The following is an 18,778-nucleotide window of genomic DNA, read 5'->3' on the forward strand; positions in this document are numbered from 1 at the left end:
TCACTTGGGTTGTGTTGCAAGGTGGTTGGCGACGCGGTCCAGCCGGGACTCCCATCTCTTCTCAAGCTCATCAGCCTTCACGCGCTGATCAGGATTCAGGACCGTGCCGTATATCTTCGATTGCATCTTCTCTTTCTCCATCAGCAGCGCCGCAATCGTGCTGGCCTGACGATTCGCAACCGCTTCGACTTTGCTCTGGTCCGGATTTTCCTCGGCAGCCAGCGCGTTCATCTCCTTGTTTTCCGCAAGGAGTTCCTGAACCCGCGCCGATACGGTCGGCCGCTCTGCCTGCCAGATTGTTTTGATCTGCGTCCTCTGCGCATCACTCAGATTCAATGCGTGAGCCACATAGTTCCCGGGTCCCGGGCGATGCCATCCGTGCCCGCACCAGCCACTCCGCCCTCGCGCGTCCGCACGCACAATGACGAACGCCATCAGCCCAACCACCACCGCCACGGTGGCCCATAGTGTGAATCGCTTCATACAAATACCTCTCACCCTGCAATTGGAACGAGCGTTAAAGATGGAAGTCAGGGGCTCACTCCAGGAAAGAACCATGCGAGCCCCAACCCGTCGACAGATCGCTCAGCGTTGCGCCACCGACACCGAATCGCTCGGCAACGATCGCTTCGCCATGACCCTTCGAGCACCGTGCGGCTGGACCACCTCGATGAACATGTCGGTCCCCGAAAAATGAACCTCGTTCAGAACGCGATCGTCTTCCCGCTTCTCAAAAACAAGATGCCCGAGCGGCCTGAGTGTTCGCTCCTGCTCAGGAAGCACCGCAAACAACTCCGCATGCCCATTCTTTGTATTGATTATGGAGAGCTCGAATGAGTCCGGCTCCAGATTGAACCGGTAAGTTCCCGGTGCAATGCTCCGCGTACCGACAGTGAATTGGAACGGAATGCTGACCGTCATCGCATGCGCGCTCTGCGCCTGCACACTCGTTGCGAAAGCTCCGCCGATCAAAATCACGAGCAGCGGTTTGATCATCACAGACATAATTCGCTTCATACTTCTCCTCCTTCGAGCGAGCGCCTGTGTCTTTCATCGAAGCCCCGCTCATGATGAACTCATTCATCACAATTTCGATTTCAGCAGCACCAGCAGCACCGTGCGGTATGGCTTGGTTAAGCAAAGTAAAGTTGTGTAAAGACCGATCGCACCCGGTAGCGAATCGTCTACTATCGAATCGGCAGGCGGGTGGCGGAAAACTATGGACCGGGTTCTCCTCGTCGACGATGACGTTCAACTCTGCAACCTTCTGGCCGAACGTCTGGCCACCGAAGGCTTCGCCATCGAGACGGTGCACGACGGTGCACGCGGCCTGGAGCGCGCCCTCGCGACGGAATATGCCCTCGTCGTGCTCGATCTCATGTTGCCGGGCATGGGCGGCCTCGACGTGCTGCGCCGCCTGCGCAAAGTCTCGCCTGCTCCAGTGCTCATCCTCACCGCGCGCGGCGAAGACTCCGACCGCATTCTCGGCCTCGAGATGGGGGCCGACGACTATGTCCCCAAACCCTTTAACCCCCGCGAACTCATCGCCCGCATCCGTGCCATCCTGAGGCGAACCAGCCGCACCGAAGCCTCCGCCGGCCCCTTCGCCGTAGGTGATATCCGCATCGATCCAGCCATCCGCGAAGCCTGGTTAGAAAACGCGCCACTCCATCTGACCAGCGTCGAATTCGCCTTGCTTGAAGCATTCATGCGCGACCCCGGCCGCATCCTCTCCCGCGAGCAGCTCACCCAGGCGGTCCTCGGCAGAAAGCTCGGGCCTTTCGATCGAGTCATCGACGTTCACGTCAGCAATCTGCGCAAGAAGCTTGCCGCAGTGCAGGACAGCCAGCGGATCAAAGCCGTCCGAGGCAGCGGTTATCTCTTCGTTTCGCGACCCAACACAAAGGACGCCGATGATGCGCAACCTCTTCCTTAAAATCTTCGCCTGGTTTTGGGCAACCGTCATCGCCACCGGCGTTGCGCTCATCCTCACCTTCATCGTCGAGCCTCGCAGTGTGCCTTCACGATGGCACGCATCACTCATCGACACCGCCAGCTACTCCGGCGCCATCGCAGTGGAAACAGCCGAGCGCGACGGCCCCGCCGCTGCATCCGTGTACCTCACTCAAATCGACCACGCGACGCACATGACGGCCTGTCTCTTCGACGCCGCGGGAAACGTCATTGCCGGAAGCAGCTGCCGCTCTTTCCAAGGTATGGCGACGCATGTGCAGGTCTCCAGCAAGTCGGACTTCAACATGAAGTACGGCATTGCGCGGGTCGCAATAAGGCTCAGCGGCCCCAGCGGACGCGATTACATCTTCGCAACCGAACTTCCCGCAGGCCCTCGCGCAGCCCTTGGCATCAACCGCGACGCGGTCGTTCTGCAGTGGGGCATCGCTCTTCTCGTCTCCGGACTCATCTGCTCACTCCTCACGCGCTATCTCACCTCGCCGATTCTGCGCCTCCGCGAAATGTCGCAGATGCTGGCTGCCGGTGATCTCAGCGCCCGCGCCGGCCCGGACCTCGCGCGACGCCAGGACGAAATCGGCGACCTCGTCCGCGATTTCAATGCAATGGCGTCCAGAATTGAAGAGCTCGTCTCGCGGCAACGTCAACTCATCTCCGATGTCTCTCACGAGCTCCGATCTCCGCTGGCGCGACTCAACGTCGCACTCGACCTGGGCCTCCAAAGGAAAGGCAACGATCCCGCCTTCGAGCACATGCAGGAAGACCTCAAGCTTCTCGACGAAATGATCGGACGATTGCTGACCATCGCGAAGCTCGATGTCTCTGCTCCGCAGGTCCCCATGGCCGATGTCGATCTCGCAGACCTTCTCTCACAGATCACCCGCAACGCCGAATTCGAGTCGCAGGAGCAGAACGCCAGCATCACTCTCACCTCGGCCATGCCCTGCATCGTGCACGGCAGCGCGGAGCTCCTGCACAGCGCCATCGAAAACGTCGTGCGCAATGCGATGCGTTACACGGACAACGGAACCTCCGTCGAAGTAAGCCTGACCCGCGAAACCTTACCCGCCGGAGCCAGTGTCCGCCTCGCCGTCCGCGACCACGGCCCAGGCGTACCCGACTCCGAACTGCAAAACATCTTCCGGCCGTTCTATCGCGTCACCGGCGCCCGCGACCGACAGTCAGGCGGCACCGGCCTCGGCCTGGCAATCGCCGACCGCGTCGTCCGTCTCCACGGAGGAACGATCCGCGCCGAAAACGCCGCACCTCACGGGCTAAAGATCGAAATCGTTCTTCCTCAGCCGTCCATCCGCTCGACCCATTGAGCGCGGAATGCAGGGGCCACAAATGGGTCCGCAAAGTACTGCGTCTCCCGCGCAACCTTATCGCCCTTGAACTCCATAATGCTCACCGTGTACGACGGCTTGCCGTCATAGGTCAGCACAAATTCGGTGACCCAAAGATCACCGCTTCCAACGATGCGCCGGATAGAAAACCGCTTCTTGCTCGGCTGACTGGCCCGCTGACTCTGTATGTTGGATCGACCGCGCGTTCGCTCGCCCGATTGCGGATATTCAAGCACCGCATCTTCGAGATAGATGAGATGCTCCGTTTCAAAATCATTAGCATCCGACGCCGCCCAGTGCCGATCCAACGCCACACGGATTGCATGGTCCCGCACTTCCGACTCGCAGTCCTTCTTTTGTCGCTCGTCCATCGCTAGCGTCTCAGCGGCGGCTCATTCGCCATAAATTCAAACTCGGCACGAGTCGTGTCCAGTGTGACCGTAATCGGATCATCGAGATGAATCACCATCTTCTCCTTGTCATAACGCGGCCACTGCGGCAAACCACCACCGTTGGGATCGCCCGTCCGCGCGAAGTTAGTCCAATAGGTGATGACCTCATCGCTTAGCTTGCGGTCAGCCGGTTGCCATGTAGCTCCATGACGAACATCGAGTGTCCCAAACACATACTCCAACTCAGTCGAGTGAAACGCATACTTGCCCGTGGGGTGAAGCGGCTCTGCCGGCGCGGGACGATCGAACCGATAACGATAGACCGGAGCCTGCCCCGTCTTGCTCTGGCCCTCCACCCACCTCCACGCACCCATCGCAATGAAGCCGTTAGTCGTGAAGTCATCCGCAGAGCGCACAGCCTGCTCATCGATATTCCCCGGAAAAGCTGCAAGGAACTCGTCAGCCTTATCGCCATAGTGCTCTTTGGCGAAGGCCTTCCATTTTTCAGCGGTCATTCCCTTCGAAAGCACACCAGCGCGCTCATCGCGGTTCCAGCCGATGATGGACGGCACATGCGCTTCGCGACCGGCAGCATAAGCATCCGGCAGAGACTCCGGCAGAAACGACCCATCGACTACAGCCGAGAATCCAATCCCTCGCTGCTTCTTCGCAGCGTCGAGAATTTTATCGGCCGGCATCGCGCGCAACTCTTCCAGGCTGGTAGCGCCCAGCGAAGTCACAAACGCCTGATCCCGCTTCGCGCGTTCACTGGCCGAGGTCATCGGAATGACGCTGCCGAAAAAAGCCCCGCTTTCTCCAATCTCCTTCTGAAACAGCCCACGCGCCGAGGGCGCAACACTCAGCGCGCTCACAGCAAACGAGCCCGCGCTTTCTCCAAAGATGGTGACATTATTCGCATCACCTCCAAAGGCCCCAATGTTGGCCTTCACCCACCGCAGCGCGGCAACAATATCCATCAAGCCATAGTTGCCCGCATGCCCGCCTTGTTCTTTGGCCAGGTCTTCACTGGCGAGAAAGCCAAAGACATTCAAGCGATAATTCAGCGTCACAACGATCACGCCTTTCGCCACCAGCGCGGGATTGGTATAGCGCGGCTCCGAACCAGCCCCCGCAAGAAAACCGCCGCCATGAATCCAAACCATCACCGGAAGTTTGCCACCCCGCTTTGCCGCAGCAGGTTCGTAGACATTCAGGTACAGACAGTCCTCCGAAGGCCCCGCGTCCGTAAAGATATAGTCATCCCATACATGCCATTGCTCGCACCGATTGCCAAACTTCGTAGCGTCGCGAACACCACTCCACTTCGCCGGCGGCTCAGGAGCCTTCCACCGCAGATCGCCCGTAGGCGGCGCAGCATAAGGCAAGCCAAAGAAAGCCTTCTCTTTTCCATCATGAATCCACTTCCCCGCAGCTTCTCCCTGCGTAGTCTTCACTTTGGGCGCAGCCGCTTGTGCATACGCAAACTGGGCAAAGAAGCAAACGAGAAGCAGGCAAATAGGCGAGCTTTTACGGATCATCATGTCCTCTTGGGTCGCGATCACAATAATGCTCCACTCCATCGGAGTCAAGAACGATCGACGTCGCGCGCACAACCTCAAGCCACAATTCGCGCATAATGGCTGAAGCGGAGACCCATGCTCAACAACAAGTCCATCCAACGCGCCACCGTCATACCCGTCCTCGCCTACTCCAACGTCCACCAGGCAGCCGCATGGCTCTCTGCCGCCTTCGGATTCACCGTGCGTCTCCGCATCGGCGATCACCGCGTGCAACTCAACGTCGGCGACGGTGCCCTCACCGTGCGCGAGCTCCGCGCCAACGAGTTCAATGCCCCACTCGGCGTCGGCTGCTCCATCACCATCCGCGTCGACGACGCCGACGCCCACTGCGCCCACGCCCGCGCCCACGGAGCGCAAATCACACAGGAACCCACCACCCACCCTTACGGCGAGCGCCAATACAACGCAACCGACTTCGCCGGATACGCCTGGACCTTCTCCCAATCCGTAGCCGACGTCCATCCCCAGGACTGGGGCGGCACCGCAGAAAATCTATAGCATCTCGACCCACCACGCCTGGTTTCCCCATGTCTCGCTTCTTAGACATGAAAAATTCGCGCTCAGTGCAGACAGGCCCGCACAAACTTCGCCGCCGGTAATCCCAGCCACTGCGTCAGCGTCATCACACGCGGAAACCCAATCAGCGGCCCGCCGGCAAGATTCGTCAACATCGTCGCCGTAAATCCCGGCAGCTCCTCGGCCACCTGCCTCCACGTCATCGCGCGTTCTCTGCGCCGTCGATCGAGCGCCGCATGCAACGCCCCCGTATCGAACCGCAGAATCTCCCTCGGACCCGCCTCCGGAAGCCGCTCACCCTCCATCGGCTCTCGATCTGCGCCATCAAGAAAATCCTCCGGAGCAGCCTCCATCCAGCGCAAAACCTGCAACACCACAGCGCTCGTCACCGACCGCTTCTTCGGCATATCGCGTATTGTCGCCGCATGGATCGGAATTGAAGTATTGCCCTCAAAAGGCCGATTTACCTCAGCCGCCAGCTCGACCCAATTCAACCCGCGCCTCTGCCGATGCTCATCCACAGCCCGATAAAAAGCGCCCATATCGAATCGAAGCATCATCCCTTCCCGCAACCCACCCTAGCTTAAAAATATGAACCAACGATAATCCCCAAACCATGCCAGGAGCCGGATGTCCCAGGTCTCGCTTCTGAGACCTGGGTAATTCGCGCAAAGCGCGAATCCGCTTTCCCCACACCCACCTCATGCACGTCAGAGAGGCCCCCTGAATTTCTCCTTCGTTTTTCCCGCTGTCATTCTGAGCGCAGCGAAGAACCCCCGCATTTCGCTCACCCCGCCACGACCCAGCAAGGAAGCAACACACTGAAGCACCGCCACCAAACCAAGGGCCAAAGGCCCGCCTCATACCAGCCTGGGGCGTAGCCCCAGGTAAAGAGTAGGTAGAAATCAAAGGGCTGAAAGCCCGCCTCATAAATTTCGAAGAAAGTTCAAAATACCCTCATCGCTCGGATTGTCGTTGCTGTTGCTGTTGTCGTTGCTGTTGTTGTTATCGTTGCTGTTGTTGTTATCGTTGCTGTTGTCGTTGCTGTTGCCCTTGTCGTTGCTCCTGAGATAGGCCCGGACTTCAGTCCGGGCAACACCAGCCACAAAAAAAAGGGGGGCTTCAGCCCCTGGGATATGCCTTCTTCTCGGCTGCCCTACCGCCCTCATCCCACCACAAAAAACTCGGGTGCCCCATCCTTCGCCAAGTCGCAGGCGTCACCGCTCTGCCTGAGCAAAGCCGAAGGGAACGGAGTGAAGCCCGCAGGGCGAAACGACCACAAATTCCTGTCAAGCCCTCAAACCCCACACCAACCAAGCGAAAAACCCACCAACCCAAACCAATCAAACCACTTCCACCACAAAAATTTTCCTCGCCAACTTGGCGGTTTAGTTTTGCTCCATCCCATAAACTTAAATACAGAGATCAAAAAGCCCGGCTCCCAGCCGGGCTTCCGCATTTAAGGAGCAGCCATGCACGAAGAGACCACCGAATCCCGCCGCGAAGTCCCCGAACACTTCCGCTGCCACCACATCTTCATCGACGGACACCGCTGCGGCAGCCCCGCCCTGCGCAACCAGCAGCACTGCTACTATCACCACGAGTCCCGCAAGCCCGCTCCCAACCCCCAGGCCCGCTACGCTCGCCGCCACGGCCTCTCCATCCCCGAGCCGCGCACCCGCGCCGACATCCAGAACGCCCTCGGCAAAGTCCTCACCTCCGTCGCCTTCAACGACATCGACCCGCGCCGCGCCGGACTCATCCTCTTCGGCCTCCAGATCGCCTCCGTCAACATCACCCGCAGCCGCCGCCCACAACCACAGATCGAACCCGCACCCGAGCCGGCAAAAATAGAACCTCCAACCGAAGCAGAAGAAACCGCATCCACCGACGAAGCCTTCCCACCCCAACTCCACCCCATCACCCGCACCACCGCCGCAGGACTCATCGAATCCCTCGCCAAACACCTCAACGTCGAACCCGACACACACGAAGTCATCCCAGCCATCCATGCAACCGAGTCCAGACTTAACCACCATCACCCGAAGACTTTGCACACTTCCACCCGGGTAGGCCCCCACACACCGCAAAACGACGCCTCCGGCTACACTAGACCCATGATCGATGAAGCAACCTTCCGCCGCGTCTCCGACCAGGCTCTCGAGTCCCTCAAGCAATCCATCATCGCCGCCGAAGACGACGACCCCGGCTTCGAGTTCGAAGACAACAACGGCGTCATGAACATCGTCTTCGAGAACGGCTCCAGCAAGTTCGTCATCACCCCCAACACCCCTATCCGCCAGATCTGGATCTCCGCTCAGGCCACCAGCTTCAAGCTCGAGTGGAACGAGTCCGCCAACGCCTTCACCCTCCCCAGGACCGGCGAAGCCCTCAAGCCGCTCACCCAACGCCTGCTCCGCGAACATCTCGGCGACGACGCCATCACCCTGCCCTGAACCCCGCCACAAAATCATTCAACCGAATCACAGAAAACCGGATATCTGCTGCTAAACTTTCCCTGAACTGACTCAGACCCAGGGCCGAGGTAGTCGACGTTCATGCCAGTCACGCTCTCCGTAGCCATCATCACGCTCAACGAAGAGGCCAACCTCGCCCGAACACTTTCGAGCGTCGCCTTCGCCGATGAGGTCATCATCGTCGACTCTGGTTCCTCCGACCGCACACTCGAGATCGCGCACTCCTTCCCCCACGTCAAGGTCTTCTCCGAATCCTGGAAGGGCTTCGCCGCACAGAAAAACTCCGCCATCGAAAAGTGCACCGGTACCTGGGTACTCTCGCTCGACGCCGACGAAGAACTCACGCCCGAGCTCCAAAACGAGATCCGCCTGCTCCTACCCGGCAATCCCTCCGCCGACGCCTACATGCTCCGCCGACGCAACCTCTTCCTTGGCCGCTGGATCAAGCGTGGCGGCTACTACCCCGACCCCAAGCTGCGCCTCTTCCGCAACCACTCCGCCAACTTCGCCCCCGCCACCCGCTTCACCGACCGCCCCGTCCACGAGACCATCGCCTTCGACGGCCGCCTCGAAACCCTGAACCACGACCTCATCCACCATGCCTATCCCACCATCGAAGGCTACATCGAGCACATGGACCGCTACAGCACACTGGGCGCAGAAATCCTGGTCGCCAAAGGCACGACCAGCCGCTCCTGGCCCGCATTCTTCTTCAACATGCGCGTCGTCCCGCAGCTTACCTTCATCTGGAATTTCTTCTTCCGCCTCGGCTTCCTCGACGGCCGCGAGGGCCTACTGCTGCACGCCTACCACTCCACCTACACAAGCTGGAAATACGCCAAGGCCTGGAACGCCGCGCGCAAGCGCTAGTGCCGCGTATACTTGCCGCGTGCCAACCACCGCTCCCATCCGCGTCCTCGTCGCCAAGCCCGGCCTCGACGGTCACGACCGCGGCGCGAAAGTCATCGCCCGCGCACTGCGCGACGCCGGGATGGAGGTCATCTACACCGGTCTCCGCCAGACACCCGAGATGATCGTCTCCGCAGCCATTCAGGAAGACGTAGACTGCATCGGCCTGTCAATCCTGTCCGGCGCGCACAACGTCATCGTGCCTCGCATTCTCGATCTACTCAAAGCCCAACACGCCGACGACATCCTCGTCATCCTCGGCGGTACCATCCCTGAAGAAGACATCCCCGCACTCAAGCAAAGCGGCGTCCGAGCCATCTTCGGTCCAGGAACGCCGCTTGAAACCACCATCCACTTCATCCGCGAAAATATAAAGCCCCGCAAGCTCGCGCTGTAAGCAATCGACACAACACCGATCTTCTCAAATAGCGCCGATCAAACCATCCCAATACCCAATACGACGCGCGGTCGTATTCATATCGGTGTTATCGGTGCAAATCGGTGTTAAGCCTCCCTTTACCAAGGCAAGGATTTTCCCATGTGGAAGTACCCGCCCGTCGGCCCATCCTCCGGCAGCGTAGCCAGCTCCACGCTGGTCTTCACCCCATCGACGATCTCCATCTGCGCGCCCTCACCGCCCATGTCTGTCTTCACCCAGCCCGGATGCGCCGAGTTCACCTTGATCTTCGTCCCTGCCAACTCATGCGCCAGATGAATCGTGAACGAATTCAGCGCGGCCTTCGATGCGTTATACGCAAACGTCTTCGCATCGTAGACATACGATCCCTTCGTCGCATGAAGCGTAAGCGAACCCAGAATGCTAGACAGGTTCACAATCCGCCCCGCCGCGCTCTTCTTCACGAGCGGCAGCAGCGCCTGCGTCAGCGCCACCACGTCAAAGAAATTCGTATCGAACGTCTTGTGCAGAATCTCCTGCGAAGTCTTGCTCGTCTCGTTCGGACCGCGCGAGTCCAGAAAGATTCCCGCGTTATTCACCAGAATGTCGAGCCGGCCAAACTCCTTCTCAATCTGCGCAGCCACAGCCGCGTAATCAGCAGCATTACCCACATCCAGCTTCACCGCACGCGCGTCGATACCTTCCTTTTTCAACGCAGCCGCAGCAGTCTCACTTTTGGCCAAATCACGCGCACCCAGCAGCACAGTGATGCCCTGCTTGCCCAGCTGCCGCGCCGTCTCCAGTCCAAGCCCTCTGTTCGCGCCCGTAATCAGCGCAACCTTCTTCACAGCACTCATCGCATTTCACCTCGTAGTCTGTGCAAACCGCACGAATGTTTAGATGAGACACTCAGCAAAACGTTCCGCATACCGCTGAGGAAGTTTTGCCCGCTTCATGTCCTTGCCCACAACCACATGGCCCGACTCACCCTCGCAAAGCAGCGCGCCATCCTTCGCGCGCAGAATCCGATAGCCAAACCGCACCACCGGCCCGCGCGCAGCCACAAGCCGCGTCTCAATCACCAGCTCATCGTCATACCGGGCAGGCGCACGATACCGCGCCTCCACCTGCACCACGGCGATGCCGCAGCCGTCATCCTGCTCCATCGACTTGTAATCCAGCCCCAGTTGCCGGATAAACTCCACCCGGCCTACCTCAAACCACACCAGATAGTTCGCGTGATACACGACGCCCATCTGGTCCGTCTCCGCATAGCGCACACGCACCCGCGTCTCGCAAACATGCTTCTTATGGCTCATCCACACAGTCTATCGAAGACCCCAAAAAGCGACCGCGGATCGACGCGGATTTGCACGGATGAGAGACGGAAACGACGACGATCTAAATCCGTGCTGATCCGTGCAATCCGTGGTCAGCCTTTCCACACCGGCTTGCGCTTCTCCAGAAACGCCGCCACACCCTCGCGAAAATCCGCCGTCCCACGCGAATCCGCATTCGCCGCCATCGCCAGCTCAATCGCCCGGTCGAGCCAGGCCTTGTTCTGCGCTGCCAACAACCGCTTCGTCGCTGCCATCGAAGCCGGACTGTTTAGCTTCAGCGCGTCAGCCAGTTCCACCACACGCGCCCGCAGATTCTCCGGCTGCACGACCTCATTCACCAACCCCACACGATGCGCCTCTTCAGCAGAAAACAACCTCCCCGTCAGCAGCAGGTCCCGCGCACGCTTCTCTCCAACCTGCAGCGTCAGGAATGCCGACACCAGCGCCGGCACAAATCCGATCCTCACCTCGGTATATCCAAACTTCGCCCCAGGCACAGCCAGCGTGAAGTCGCAGATCGTCGCCAGCCCCGTTCCTCCGGCAACCGCTGCACCATGCACCATCGCAATCGTTGGCTTCGGCAACTCATACAGCGAGCGAAACAGCCGCGCCACCCGCTCCGCATCAGCGCTATGTTCCGCGTCCGACCTATCATTCATCGCCTGCAATGCACTCAGATCAAGCCCCGAACAAAAAGCCTCGCCCGCGCCGGCAAACACAACCACGCGACAATCACTCACCGCCGCCTCATCCATCGCAGCAAGCAGCTCATCCTGCATCGCAGGCGTCATCGCATTGCGCCGCTCCGGACGATTCAGCGTAATCGTCCGAACCCCATCCTCTTCCGCAACCAGAATCGTCGAGTAATCCAAACGAACCCCCAACCAGCAACTATCTATTGCACCCGCTCCCCATACTTCCGCGCAATCTCCTCGCTCGCCGCAATCAAACCATCCAGCGGTCTCAACGGCTCCAGCTCGGCGCCCAGCGCCTTCAGCTCAGCAATTAACAACTCCGTCGGCACATTCCCCACCAGCGCATCCTGCGCAAACGGACACCCGCCCAGCCCGCCAATCGCCGCATCGAACCGTCTGCACCCGGCGCCATACGCCGACGCGATCAAAGCGGCCGCACCATCCGGCCGCGCATGAAGATGCACACCAACCTCCAGCTCATCGTGCACAGCCATCACATCGGCCACCAAATCAGCTACCTGCTTCGGAGTAGCCAGCCCCACGGTGTCGGCCAGCGAAATCTGCTTCACGCCATTGTCGGCCAGCAGGTCACATGCCGAGACCACCTCATCAATGTCCCACGCCTCGCCATACGGGTTGCCGAATGCCATCGAGATATACGCCACCACATCCAACCCAGCCTTATACGCCATCGTGCCAATCTTCTCCAGCTCATCCAGCGACTCCTCAGGCGTCTGGTTCTGATTGCGCTTTAAAAACTCCGCCGACACCGAATAAGGAAACCCCAGCGTCTGCACGCTGCCGGTCTTCACCGCCCGCTCAGCGCCCTTCTCATTCACCACAATGCCGATGATCTCGACATCATCGGGAGGATCGAGATACTCAAGCACCAGCTCCGAGTCCGCCATCTGCGGCACCGCCGTCCGCGAAACAAAGCTCACCGCATCAATATGCTTGAACCCCGCCGCAATCAACACCCGCAGATAGTCCGCCTTGATCTCGGCAGGCATATTCTTAGGCAGCCCCTGCCACGCATCCCGCGGGCATTCGATGATCTTGACCACTCCTTCTCCTTCCCAACAAAAACAACTTCAGTATCGCTCTTTGAAGGTAAATCCCTCGCCACCATACCCGCCACGCTCGCCGCAACTCATCATCTTGCAACCGCCAGTCTTGTCCTTCAGCTTCACCCCATTCTTCTCCGGAACAATCTCAAACACACACTCCGGTTCCTGCGCGTCATCCGACTTCTGCAGATAAACAAACGACCCCGCGCGCGCATACGTTGCCTTGCCCTTAAGACTGCACTCGTGTCCGTTGTAAAACTCCAGGTGCAGATCGAAATCAACCGCGTTCGCAAGTGCCGTAATCGTCATCTTGTCGATTGAAGTAAAGTGGTCTCCCGTCACATCGCCATTCGCAAATCGCCTGCGATAGCGCCCTGCAATCTCCTTCGCCTTCACCGCAGCCACCACCGGATCGCCCGGCTCCGTCACCGTATCATGCCAGGCCTGCATCCGTGCCTCAAGCTCTCGCTGCGATTTCGAGAACGCATCGCGCAAACAGCCATCCACCACCGCTGCATGTTCACACCCAGCAAATAACGCAGCCTCCGCCACGCCCTCGCGGTTCAACTCCTCTGCCGCAGACACATCACTCAACTCCTGCACCTGCAGGTACTGAATCATCCACTGGGTCTTTTGCTTGCTAAGCTGCTCATTCCGGCACAGAGCCAGCTTCACCTTAGAAGCCGCAGCAAAGCACGACGCAATCTCATCGTCCACATAATGGACGCGGCTGTGCAGCGGAAACTTCCCTTCAAACTTCACACCTGGCGTCTGATAGTAGCTGCAATCACCGCCGCCCGGCCGCACCTCGATCTCAGGCGCAGCAGCACTCAGTGCTAACTGAAGCGTGCAATGCTCCTCACCAAACGACACCAGGTGCGCAACCGCCATCGTCGGCGACTGCAAGGCGAGAAATCCCTTCGCCCCTCCATTTCCGCCGTCACTCTTCATCACCTGAATCGCAAACTCGCACCGCCCTGCCGCACAATTTGAAATCGACAACCCCGCACCGCTATATCGCGTGCCATTCATTGAAGCCGCCTGAAACGCACCCCACTCCCCAACCCACGCAGACGCCGCATCCTGCGCGCATGAAATCCCAGCCGCGCAAAACAAGACGGCGGCCCATAACGCCAAAGCTTTCACACTTCCACCCATCGACGCTCCTTCAATAACTTCCGCAGAACGACAAAGACCTACGTCTGCAAGACCCCCGGATTAAACTTCGGCACCTCAGTATTCAGCGCACAAGCCTCCAGCGCAGTCATCAACACCTCGCGCGTCTTCGCCGGATCAATAATCGCATCCACCCACAACCTCGCCGCGCCGTACCGAGGATCGGCCTGCGCATCATACGTCGCCTTGATCTCATCGAAGATAGCCTTCTTCTCCGCGTCGTCGAGCTTCTTACCCGAGCGCTCTAACTGCTTCACCCGCACCTCAACCAGCGTCGTCGCCGCCGAAGCCCCGCTCATCACCGCATACCGCGCCGTCGGCCACGCAAACACAAACCGCGGATCATACGCCTTGCCGCACATCGCATAGTGCCCCGCGCCAAAGCTGCCGCCGACGATCACCGTAATCTTCGGCACCACGCTGGTCGAGACAGCCGACACCATCTTCGCTCCCGCGCGAATAATCCCACTCCACTCCGCGTCCTTGCCCACCATGAACCCATTCACGTCATGCAGAAACACCAGCGGCACCAGCGCCTGGTTGCAATCCATAATGAACCGCGCCGCCTTCTGTGCCGACTCCGTATAGATGACCCCGCCGACCTCCATCCGCTTCGTGCCATCAAGCGCCGTCTGCTGCTGATGCACCTTCTGGTTGGCCACAATCCCCACAGCACGCCCGCCAATCCGCGCATAGCCGCACAGCACCGTCCGGCCAAACTCCGCCTTGTACTCATCAAACTCCGAGCAGTCCACAATCCGCGCAATCACCTCGCGCATGTCATACGTATTCGTCGCCGCCCGCGCCGGATCAGGATCAATCAACCCATACAAATCCTCCGCCGCAAACTTCGGCGCATCCTTGGCCGCATCAAACGGAACCCTCGAAAACACCTCACCCGATACCTGAGACCTGACACCTGAGACCTGAGACCCAACTCCCGAAATCCGCTCCCCAATCTTCCCCACCAGCGACCGCAGCCGCACAATGCAAGCCTCATCATTCGGCTCCTTAAAATCCACCGTCCCCGAAATCTCCGCGTGCATCGAAGCCCCACCTAACTCCTCCGCGCCCGTCTTCTGCCCAATCGCAGCCTGCACCAGCGAAGGCCCCGCCAGAAACAATCCCGAACCCTCCGTCATCAGCACCGTATCGGTCATCACCGGCAGATACGCGCCGCCGGCCACGCACATCCCCATAATCGCTGTCATCTGCGGCACGCCCAGCGAGCTCATCACGGCGTTGTTGCGAAACACGCGCCCAAAGTCATCCTGGTCAGGAAACACATCCTCCTGCAGCGGCAGAAACACCCCCGCCGAGTCGACCAGATACAGCGTAGGAATCCGGTTCTCCAGCGCAATCGTCTGCGCGCGAATCACCTTCTTCGCCGTCATCGGAAAAAACGCGCCCGCCTTCACCGTCGCGTCGTTGGCAATAATCATGCACAGCCGCCCGAACACGCGCCCCAGCCCCGTCACCACTCCCGCCGCCGGAGCGCCACCATACTCCTCATACATCCCATGCGCCGCCCAAAGCCCCAGCTCCATCAGCTCCAAGCCGTCATCAAGCAGCAGCTTCAGCCGCTCCCGCACGGTCAACCGTCCCTTGGCCCGCTGAGCCTCCGCAGCCTTCGCCCCACCACCCAGCCGAATCTCACTCTCCTGTTTCGCAAGCGCCGCCATCAAAACCGCGAGCGCGTCACGATTCGCCCCAAACCGCGCCGCCTTCACATCCACCTTCGACGCCAACCCATTCTCCAACTTCACGCCATCCGCCATAACACCCCGCAAAACGTGTCAGCATAGCATCTCTGCAATATCGGTGCATATCAATGCTAAGTCGACATAGCCGACCCGCTTACAAAAGCTGCCGGAAGATCGAGATCGCACGCTATGATCATTTCGCGAGGAAAACATGTATCTCAACTTGTTCTTATTTTCTTTGGCTGTGGTGTCTTATCTTGCTCTTGGCGCAAGTTTGGTATTTAAGTATCTCCGGACTCGTGATTGGGGTTTTATCTGGCTAGGTCTCGCAGTCATCATCTGGCCAATTGTGACGGGTCAGCTCGATCACATCCTGATACGGAAAATGGTGCGCAGTCCGTCTCTAAAAATTCACACATTTTTCGGAGAACCGCTCACAAATGGTGATCTTCTCACCTCGCTTTATTCGATAGAGGGTTTGATTCGGACGGGCCTTCTCCTAATCGCTATCTTTTATCTCTGCAAAACCAATTCCAGCGCCAAGCAAAGGATCTCGTCACCATCTTGAGCGAACGCCTGAAAGCATCCAAATGACCCTCCAACCCACCGACGCGCTCCTCGTCATCGACGTCCAGAACGACTTCTGCCCTGCCGCGAACGGCATCGGAGACGCGCTCGCAGTCAAAGACGGCGACCAGGTCGTCCCCATCATCAACGCCCTCGCGCAAAAATTCGACCACGTCATCCTCACGCAGGACTGGCACCCGGCGGGCCACATCTCCTTCGCCACAACCCAGGGCAAGCAGCCCTACGAAGTCATCGAAGTCCCCTACGGCCCCCAAACGCTGTGGCCCGAACACTGCCTCCAGCACTCCGAAGGCGCGGCCCTGCACCCGGCGCTCGAAACCCCCCACGCCGAACTGATCCTCCGCAAAGGCTTCCGCCGACACATCGACAGCTACTCAGCCTTCCTCGAAAACGACCACACCACCCCGACGGGCCTCGCTGGATACCTCCACGAACGCGGTCTCAAACGCCTCTTCCTCACCGGCTTGGCCTACGACTTCTGCGTCCGCTACTCCGCCATCGACGGCCACGCCCTCGGCTTCGAGACCATCGTCATCGAAGACGCCACCCGCCCCGTCAACCTCCCCGGCAGCGTGGCCGAAACCAACGCCGCCCTCGCCGCAAGCAATATCCAGCGCATTCCATCTTCCGAGATTCTCACCCAATGAGGCCCCTCGCCCGATGAAGCCGCCAAAGATCCCCTGGCTCGAAACCCAAGCCAAAGTCACCGCCTGCAAGTATGAGTTCGGAGCGGGACAAGCCCTTGCCTTCGGCATCCCCCGCAGCAAACACTTCCGCATCGCCTTCAGCTACCGCGCCCACGGCCAGACCTACACCGGCGAATTCACATCCCCCACCTATATTGAGCAAGGCGCAACCTTCCCCATCGCCTATAACCCGCTCGCCCCGCAAGAAAACAGCAAAACCGCCGCTACTCCCGTCACGAAGACATCACTGTTCGCCATCGGCGTCATCGGCTCCATCGTCCTCTCGCTTCTCTGGCTCGCCCTTCTGCGCGGATGCAGCTAACCGTCGATTGCAGCGGCACTCCCAGCCAGCCCCAGCCACACCGCCCGCTCCTGCATCGCCCGCAGACAATTCCCCACATGCTCGTCCACGCTCACCCCAAGCAGCGCGGCCCCATCCGTAATATCCTCCCGCTTCACCGCCCTCGCGAACGCCTTGTCCTTCATCTTCTTCTTCACGCCCGCAACCTCAACATCCTTAATAGACCGCGAAGGCTTCACCAGCGCACAAGCCGTCAGGAATCCGGCCAGTTCATCGCAAGCAAACAGCGCCTTGTCCAGATGCGACTCCCGCGCCACGCCTGAATAATCCGCATGAGCCAGCACAGCATGGATCACAGCCTCCGGCCACCCAAGCTCCCGCAGCCGAGCCACACCAACAAACGGATGCTCCTCCACCGTCGGGTGCTTCTCATAGTCCATGTCATGAACCAACCCCGCACAGGCGTACATCTCCGCAAACCTCGCCGCATCGTCGCCGCTCAGACCAAGCCGCTCAGCCTCGCGCAAGCCATACGCCTCCACGCAAACCGACACCGCCATGCCATGCTTGCGCAGCGACTCCCCTTCAGTCCACTCCCGCAGCAAAGCCAGCGCCCTATCCCGCGAAAATCCATCAGCCATCTTTTTCCTCGCACAAAACAGCGTGTCATCCTGAGCGGAATTTGGCGCGCTTTTGCGCCAAATAAAGTCGAAGGGATCTGCGGTTTGATTGTCCGCAAGATTGCTCAAGTTCAGCAAGCAACCCTACTCCGCCCCTCAAAACAAGTTACTACCTTGGTTCCTCTCCGGTTTTTTCAGGCATTCTACCCTTAATTAACGGCTTTCCTCTTGACTCCAAAGGAACCCGGTGTCACTCTAGGCACATCACTGCTCCGTTATCGGACATGTGCTGCGGTCCTTGCTCTGGGTCCGCCCGCAACAAGACAACTTATGGCAACCATGATGGCACCCGTCGAGCAGCGCGAGGTACTGCGTTGCGACCATTGCAGCCTGGTGCAGTTCCGAACGTCGAACGCACTTTGCCGCCGCTGCCACCAATCGCTCGAGGTCGAAGTCCCCGAGCCCGCACCGGCCCCACTGGCCGTCGTTCCCCAATCGTCCACGTCCACTGACGGCCTCCAGGTCGCCACCGCTGTGCGTGATCTGCGTCACGTTCGCAATCTCTCGCAGCGCCAGCTCGCCGCGCGCATGAACGTCCCGCGCACCTACATCTCGAAGATCGAGAACGGCAAAGCCATGCCGACGCTCTCCTCGCTCGACCGTCTGGCCAAAGCGCTCCAGGTGGACATCTCCACCCTGCTCCGCGACTCCAAGACGCGCCGTCAGGACGAGACCGCTGTGCTCATGGCCGACCCCTTCCTCGCCGAGATCGCGATGTACACATCGCAGCTCGACGAGCTCCAGCGGTCAATCTTCCTGAACCACGTCCGCGAGCTAGCCGCCGGTCGCCGCCGTTCAGCATAAAGCATAGCCGTAACCGAACCGAAGACCTCCAGGGAGAGCGCCTCCACAGTGCATGCGCTCTCCTCTCCGCTCCACACGCATGCTTTCAGCGCACGCTAACCCCTCCATCTCCAGGCTTTCATTGCACACGCTATCTCAGTGTGCTAGCGT

Annotated in this window: 22 protein-coding genes; 9 read left to right on the forward strand and 13 right to left on the reverse strand. The window is 59.6% G+C overall.

The annotated features are described in order from the left end of the window. Window positions 1–483 carry a Spy/CpxP family protein refolding chaperone gene (locus tag IEX36_RS06685; protein ID WP_188758480.1) on the reverse strand — a complete coding sequence of 161 codons (483 nt, stop codon included), beginning with the start codon at window positions 481–483 and terminating at the stop codon, window positions 1–3. A gap of 102 nt (window positions 484–585) precedes the next feature. Next, window positions 586–1,017 (reverse strand): hypothetical protein, encoded by a 432-nt coding sequence (locus IEX36_RS06690; protein WP_188758481.1) that lies wholly within the window; start codon window positions 1,015–1,017, stop codon window positions 586–588. A 202-nt stretch (window positions 1,018–1,219) separates the two neighbouring features. Here IEX36_RS06690 and IEX36_RS06695 point away from each other — a divergent pair, with 202 nt between their 5' ends. Both IEX36_RS06695 and IEX36_RS06700 read left to right on the forward strand, forming a co-directional pair. Further along, window positions 1,220–1,936, forward strand: coding sequence for a response regulator transcription factor (locus IEX36_RS06695; RefSeq protein WP_188758482.1), 717 nt, complete (start codon window positions 1,220–1,222; stop codon window positions 1,934–1,936). After that, entirely contained in the window at window positions 1,914–3,296 is a 1,383-nt protein-coding gene (locus tag IEX36_RS06700) for an ATP-binding protein (protein ID WP_188758483.1), read from the forward strand. Before IEX36_RS06695 ends, IEX36_RS06700 begins: the two co-directional genes overlap by 23 nt. Here IEX36_RS06700 and IEX36_RS06705 read toward each other — a convergent pair. Both IEX36_RS06705 and IEX36_RS06710 read right to left on the reverse strand, forming a co-directional pair. Further along, window positions 3,269–3,688, reverse strand: coding sequence for a nuclear transport factor 2 family protein (locus IEX36_RS06705; protein ID WP_188758484.1), 420 nt, complete (start codon window positions 3,686–3,688; stop codon window positions 3,269–3,271). The two genes, IEX36_RS06700 and IEX36_RS06705, sit on opposite strands and share 28 nt — an antisense overlap. A 2-nt stretch (window positions 3,689–3,690) precedes the next feature. Then, entirely contained in the window at window positions 3,691–5,271 is a 1,581-nt protein-coding gene (locus IEX36_RS06710) for a carboxylesterase/lipase family protein (protein WP_229668769.1), read from the reverse strand. A gap of 93 nt (window positions 5,272–5,364) precedes the next feature. Between IEX36_RS06710 and IEX36_RS06715 the strand changes: the two genes are divergently transcribed. After that, window positions 5,365–5,787, forward strand: a complete 423-nt coding sequence (locus IEX36_RS06715; protein ID WP_188758485.1) for a VOC family protein — start codon at window positions 5,365–5,367, stop codon at window positions 5,785–5,787. A gap of 62 nt (window positions 5,788–5,849) precedes the next feature. Here the strand turns inward: IEX36_RS06715 and IEX36_RS06720 are convergent, their stop codons facing one another. Both IEX36_RS06720 and IEX36_RS06725 read right to left on the reverse strand, forming a co-directional pair. Further along, the gene (locus IEX36_RS06720; protein WP_188758486.1) at window positions 5,850–6,362 is read right to left on the reverse strand and encodes a hypothetical protein; all 513 of its coding nucleotides are present in this window, start codon (window positions 6,360–6,362) and stop codon (window positions 5,850–5,852) included. A gap of 369 nt (window positions 6,363–6,731) precedes the next feature. Next, the gene (locus IEX36_RS06725) at window positions 6,732–6,911 is read right to left on the reverse strand and encodes a hypothetical protein (RefSeq protein ID WP_188758487.1); all 180 of its coding nucleotides are present in this window, start codon (window positions 6,909–6,911) and stop codon (window positions 6,732–6,734) included. A 366-nt stretch (window positions 6,912–7,277) separates the two neighbouring features. On the opposite strand from IEX36_RS06725, the gene cyaY reads away from it, so the two are divergent. The 3 genes from cyaY to IEX36_RS06740 all read left to right on the forward strand — a co-directional run bounded on the left by cyaY (window position 7,278) and on the right by IEX36_RS06740 (window position 9,588). Then, window positions 7,278–8,261, forward strand: coding sequence for an iron donor protein CyaY (cyaY, locus tag IEX36_RS17655; protein WP_308422282.1), 984 nt, complete (start codon window positions 7,278–7,280; stop codon window positions 8,259–8,261). 102 nt (window positions 8,262–8,363) lie between these two features. Then, window positions 8,364–9,152 (forward strand): glycosyltransferase family 2 protein, encoded by a 789-nt coding sequence (locus IEX36_RS06735; RefSeq protein ID WP_188758488.1) that lies wholly within the window; start codon window positions 8,364–8,366, stop codon window positions 9,150–9,152. Between the two features lie 19 nt (window positions 9,153–9,171). Beyond that, entirely contained in the window at window positions 9,172–9,588 is a 417-nt protein-coding gene (locus tag IEX36_RS06740; RefSeq protein WP_188758489.1) for a cobalamin B12-binding domain-containing protein, read from the forward strand. 119 nt (window positions 9,589–9,707) lie between these two features. On the opposite strand, the gene IEX36_RS06745 is transcribed toward IEX36_RS06740, so the two are convergent. The 6 genes from IEX36_RS06745 to IEX36_RS06770 all read right to left on the reverse strand — a co-directional run bounded on the left by IEX36_RS06745 (window position 9,708) and on the right by IEX36_RS06770 (window position 15,632). Then, window positions 9,708–10,445 (reverse strand): SDR family oxidoreductase, encoded by a 738-nt coding sequence (locus IEX36_RS06745; protein ID WP_188758490.1) that lies wholly within the window; start codon window positions 10,443–10,445, stop codon window positions 9,708–9,710. Between the two features lie 39 nt (window positions 10,446–10,484). Further along, window positions 10,485–10,907, reverse strand: a complete 423-nt coding sequence (locus tag IEX36_RS06750; protein WP_188758491.1) for an acyl-CoA thioesterase — start codon at window positions 10,905–10,907, stop codon at window positions 10,485–10,487. Between the two features lie 113 nt (window positions 10,908–11,020). Further along, window positions 11,021–11,812 (reverse strand): enoyl-CoA hydratase/isomerase family protein, encoded by a 792-nt coding sequence (locus tag IEX36_RS06755; RefSeq protein WP_229668770.1) that lies wholly within the window; start codon window positions 11,810–11,812, stop codon window positions 11,021–11,023. An 11-nt stretch (window positions 11,813–11,823) separates the two neighbouring features. Beyond that, window positions 11,824–12,687 (reverse strand): hydroxymethylglutaryl-CoA lyase, encoded by an 864-nt coding sequence (locus IEX36_RS06760; protein ID WP_188758492.1) that lies wholly within the window; start codon window positions 12,685–12,687, stop codon window positions 11,824–11,826. 27 nt (window positions 12,688–12,714) lie between these two features. Further along, entirely contained in the window at window positions 12,715–13,848 is a 1,134-nt protein-coding gene (locus IEX36_RS06765) for a hypothetical protein (RefSeq protein WP_188758493.1), read from the reverse strand. Window positions 13,849–13,886: 38 nt separating this feature from the next. Next, window positions 13,887–15,632: an acyl-CoA carboxylase subunit beta gene (locus IEX36_RS06770; RefSeq protein WP_373283031.1), complete on the reverse strand. Its 1,746-nt coding sequence runs from the start codon at window positions 15,630–15,632 to the stop codon at window positions 13,887–13,889. A gap of 527 nt (window positions 15,633–16,159) precedes the next feature. Between IEX36_RS06770 and pncA the strand changes: the two genes are divergently transcribed. Together pncA and IEX36_RS06780 are read left to right on the forward strand one after the other, a co-directional pair. Then, the gene (gene pncA, locus IEX36_RS06775) at window positions 16,160–16,804 is read left to right on the forward strand and encodes a bifunctional nicotinamidase/pyrazinamidase (protein WP_188758495.1); all 645 of its coding nucleotides are present in this window, start codon (window positions 16,160–16,162) and stop codon (window positions 16,802–16,804) included. A gap of 13 nt (window positions 16,805–16,817) precedes the next feature. After that, window positions 16,818–17,165, forward strand: a complete 348-nt coding sequence (locus IEX36_RS06780; RefSeq protein WP_188758496.1) for a DUF3592 domain-containing protein — start codon at window positions 16,818–16,820, stop codon at window positions 17,163–17,165. Here the strand turns inward: IEX36_RS06780 and IEX36_RS06785 are convergent. Continuing rightward, a complete protein-coding gene (locus IEX36_RS06785) occupies window positions 17,162–17,785 on the reverse strand; it encodes an HD domain-containing protein (RefSeq protein ID WP_188758497.1) in 624 nt (207 codons plus the stop codon). The genes IEX36_RS06780 and IEX36_RS06785 overlap by 4 nt on opposite strands. Before the next feature lie 309 nt (window positions 17,786–18,094). On the opposite strand from IEX36_RS06785, the gene IEX36_RS06790 reads away from it, so the two are divergent. Further along, entirely contained in the window at window positions 18,095–18,628 is a 534-nt protein-coding gene (locus tag IEX36_RS06790) for a helix-turn-helix domain-containing protein (RefSeq protein WP_188758498.1), read from the forward strand. Window positions 18,629–18,778 lie beyond the last annotated feature (150 nt).

This window comes from Edaphobacter acidisoli, assembly GCF_014642855.1.
Lineage (GTDB): Bacteria > Acidobacteriota > Terriglobia > Terriglobales > Acidobacteriaceae > Edaphobacter > Edaphobacter acidisoli.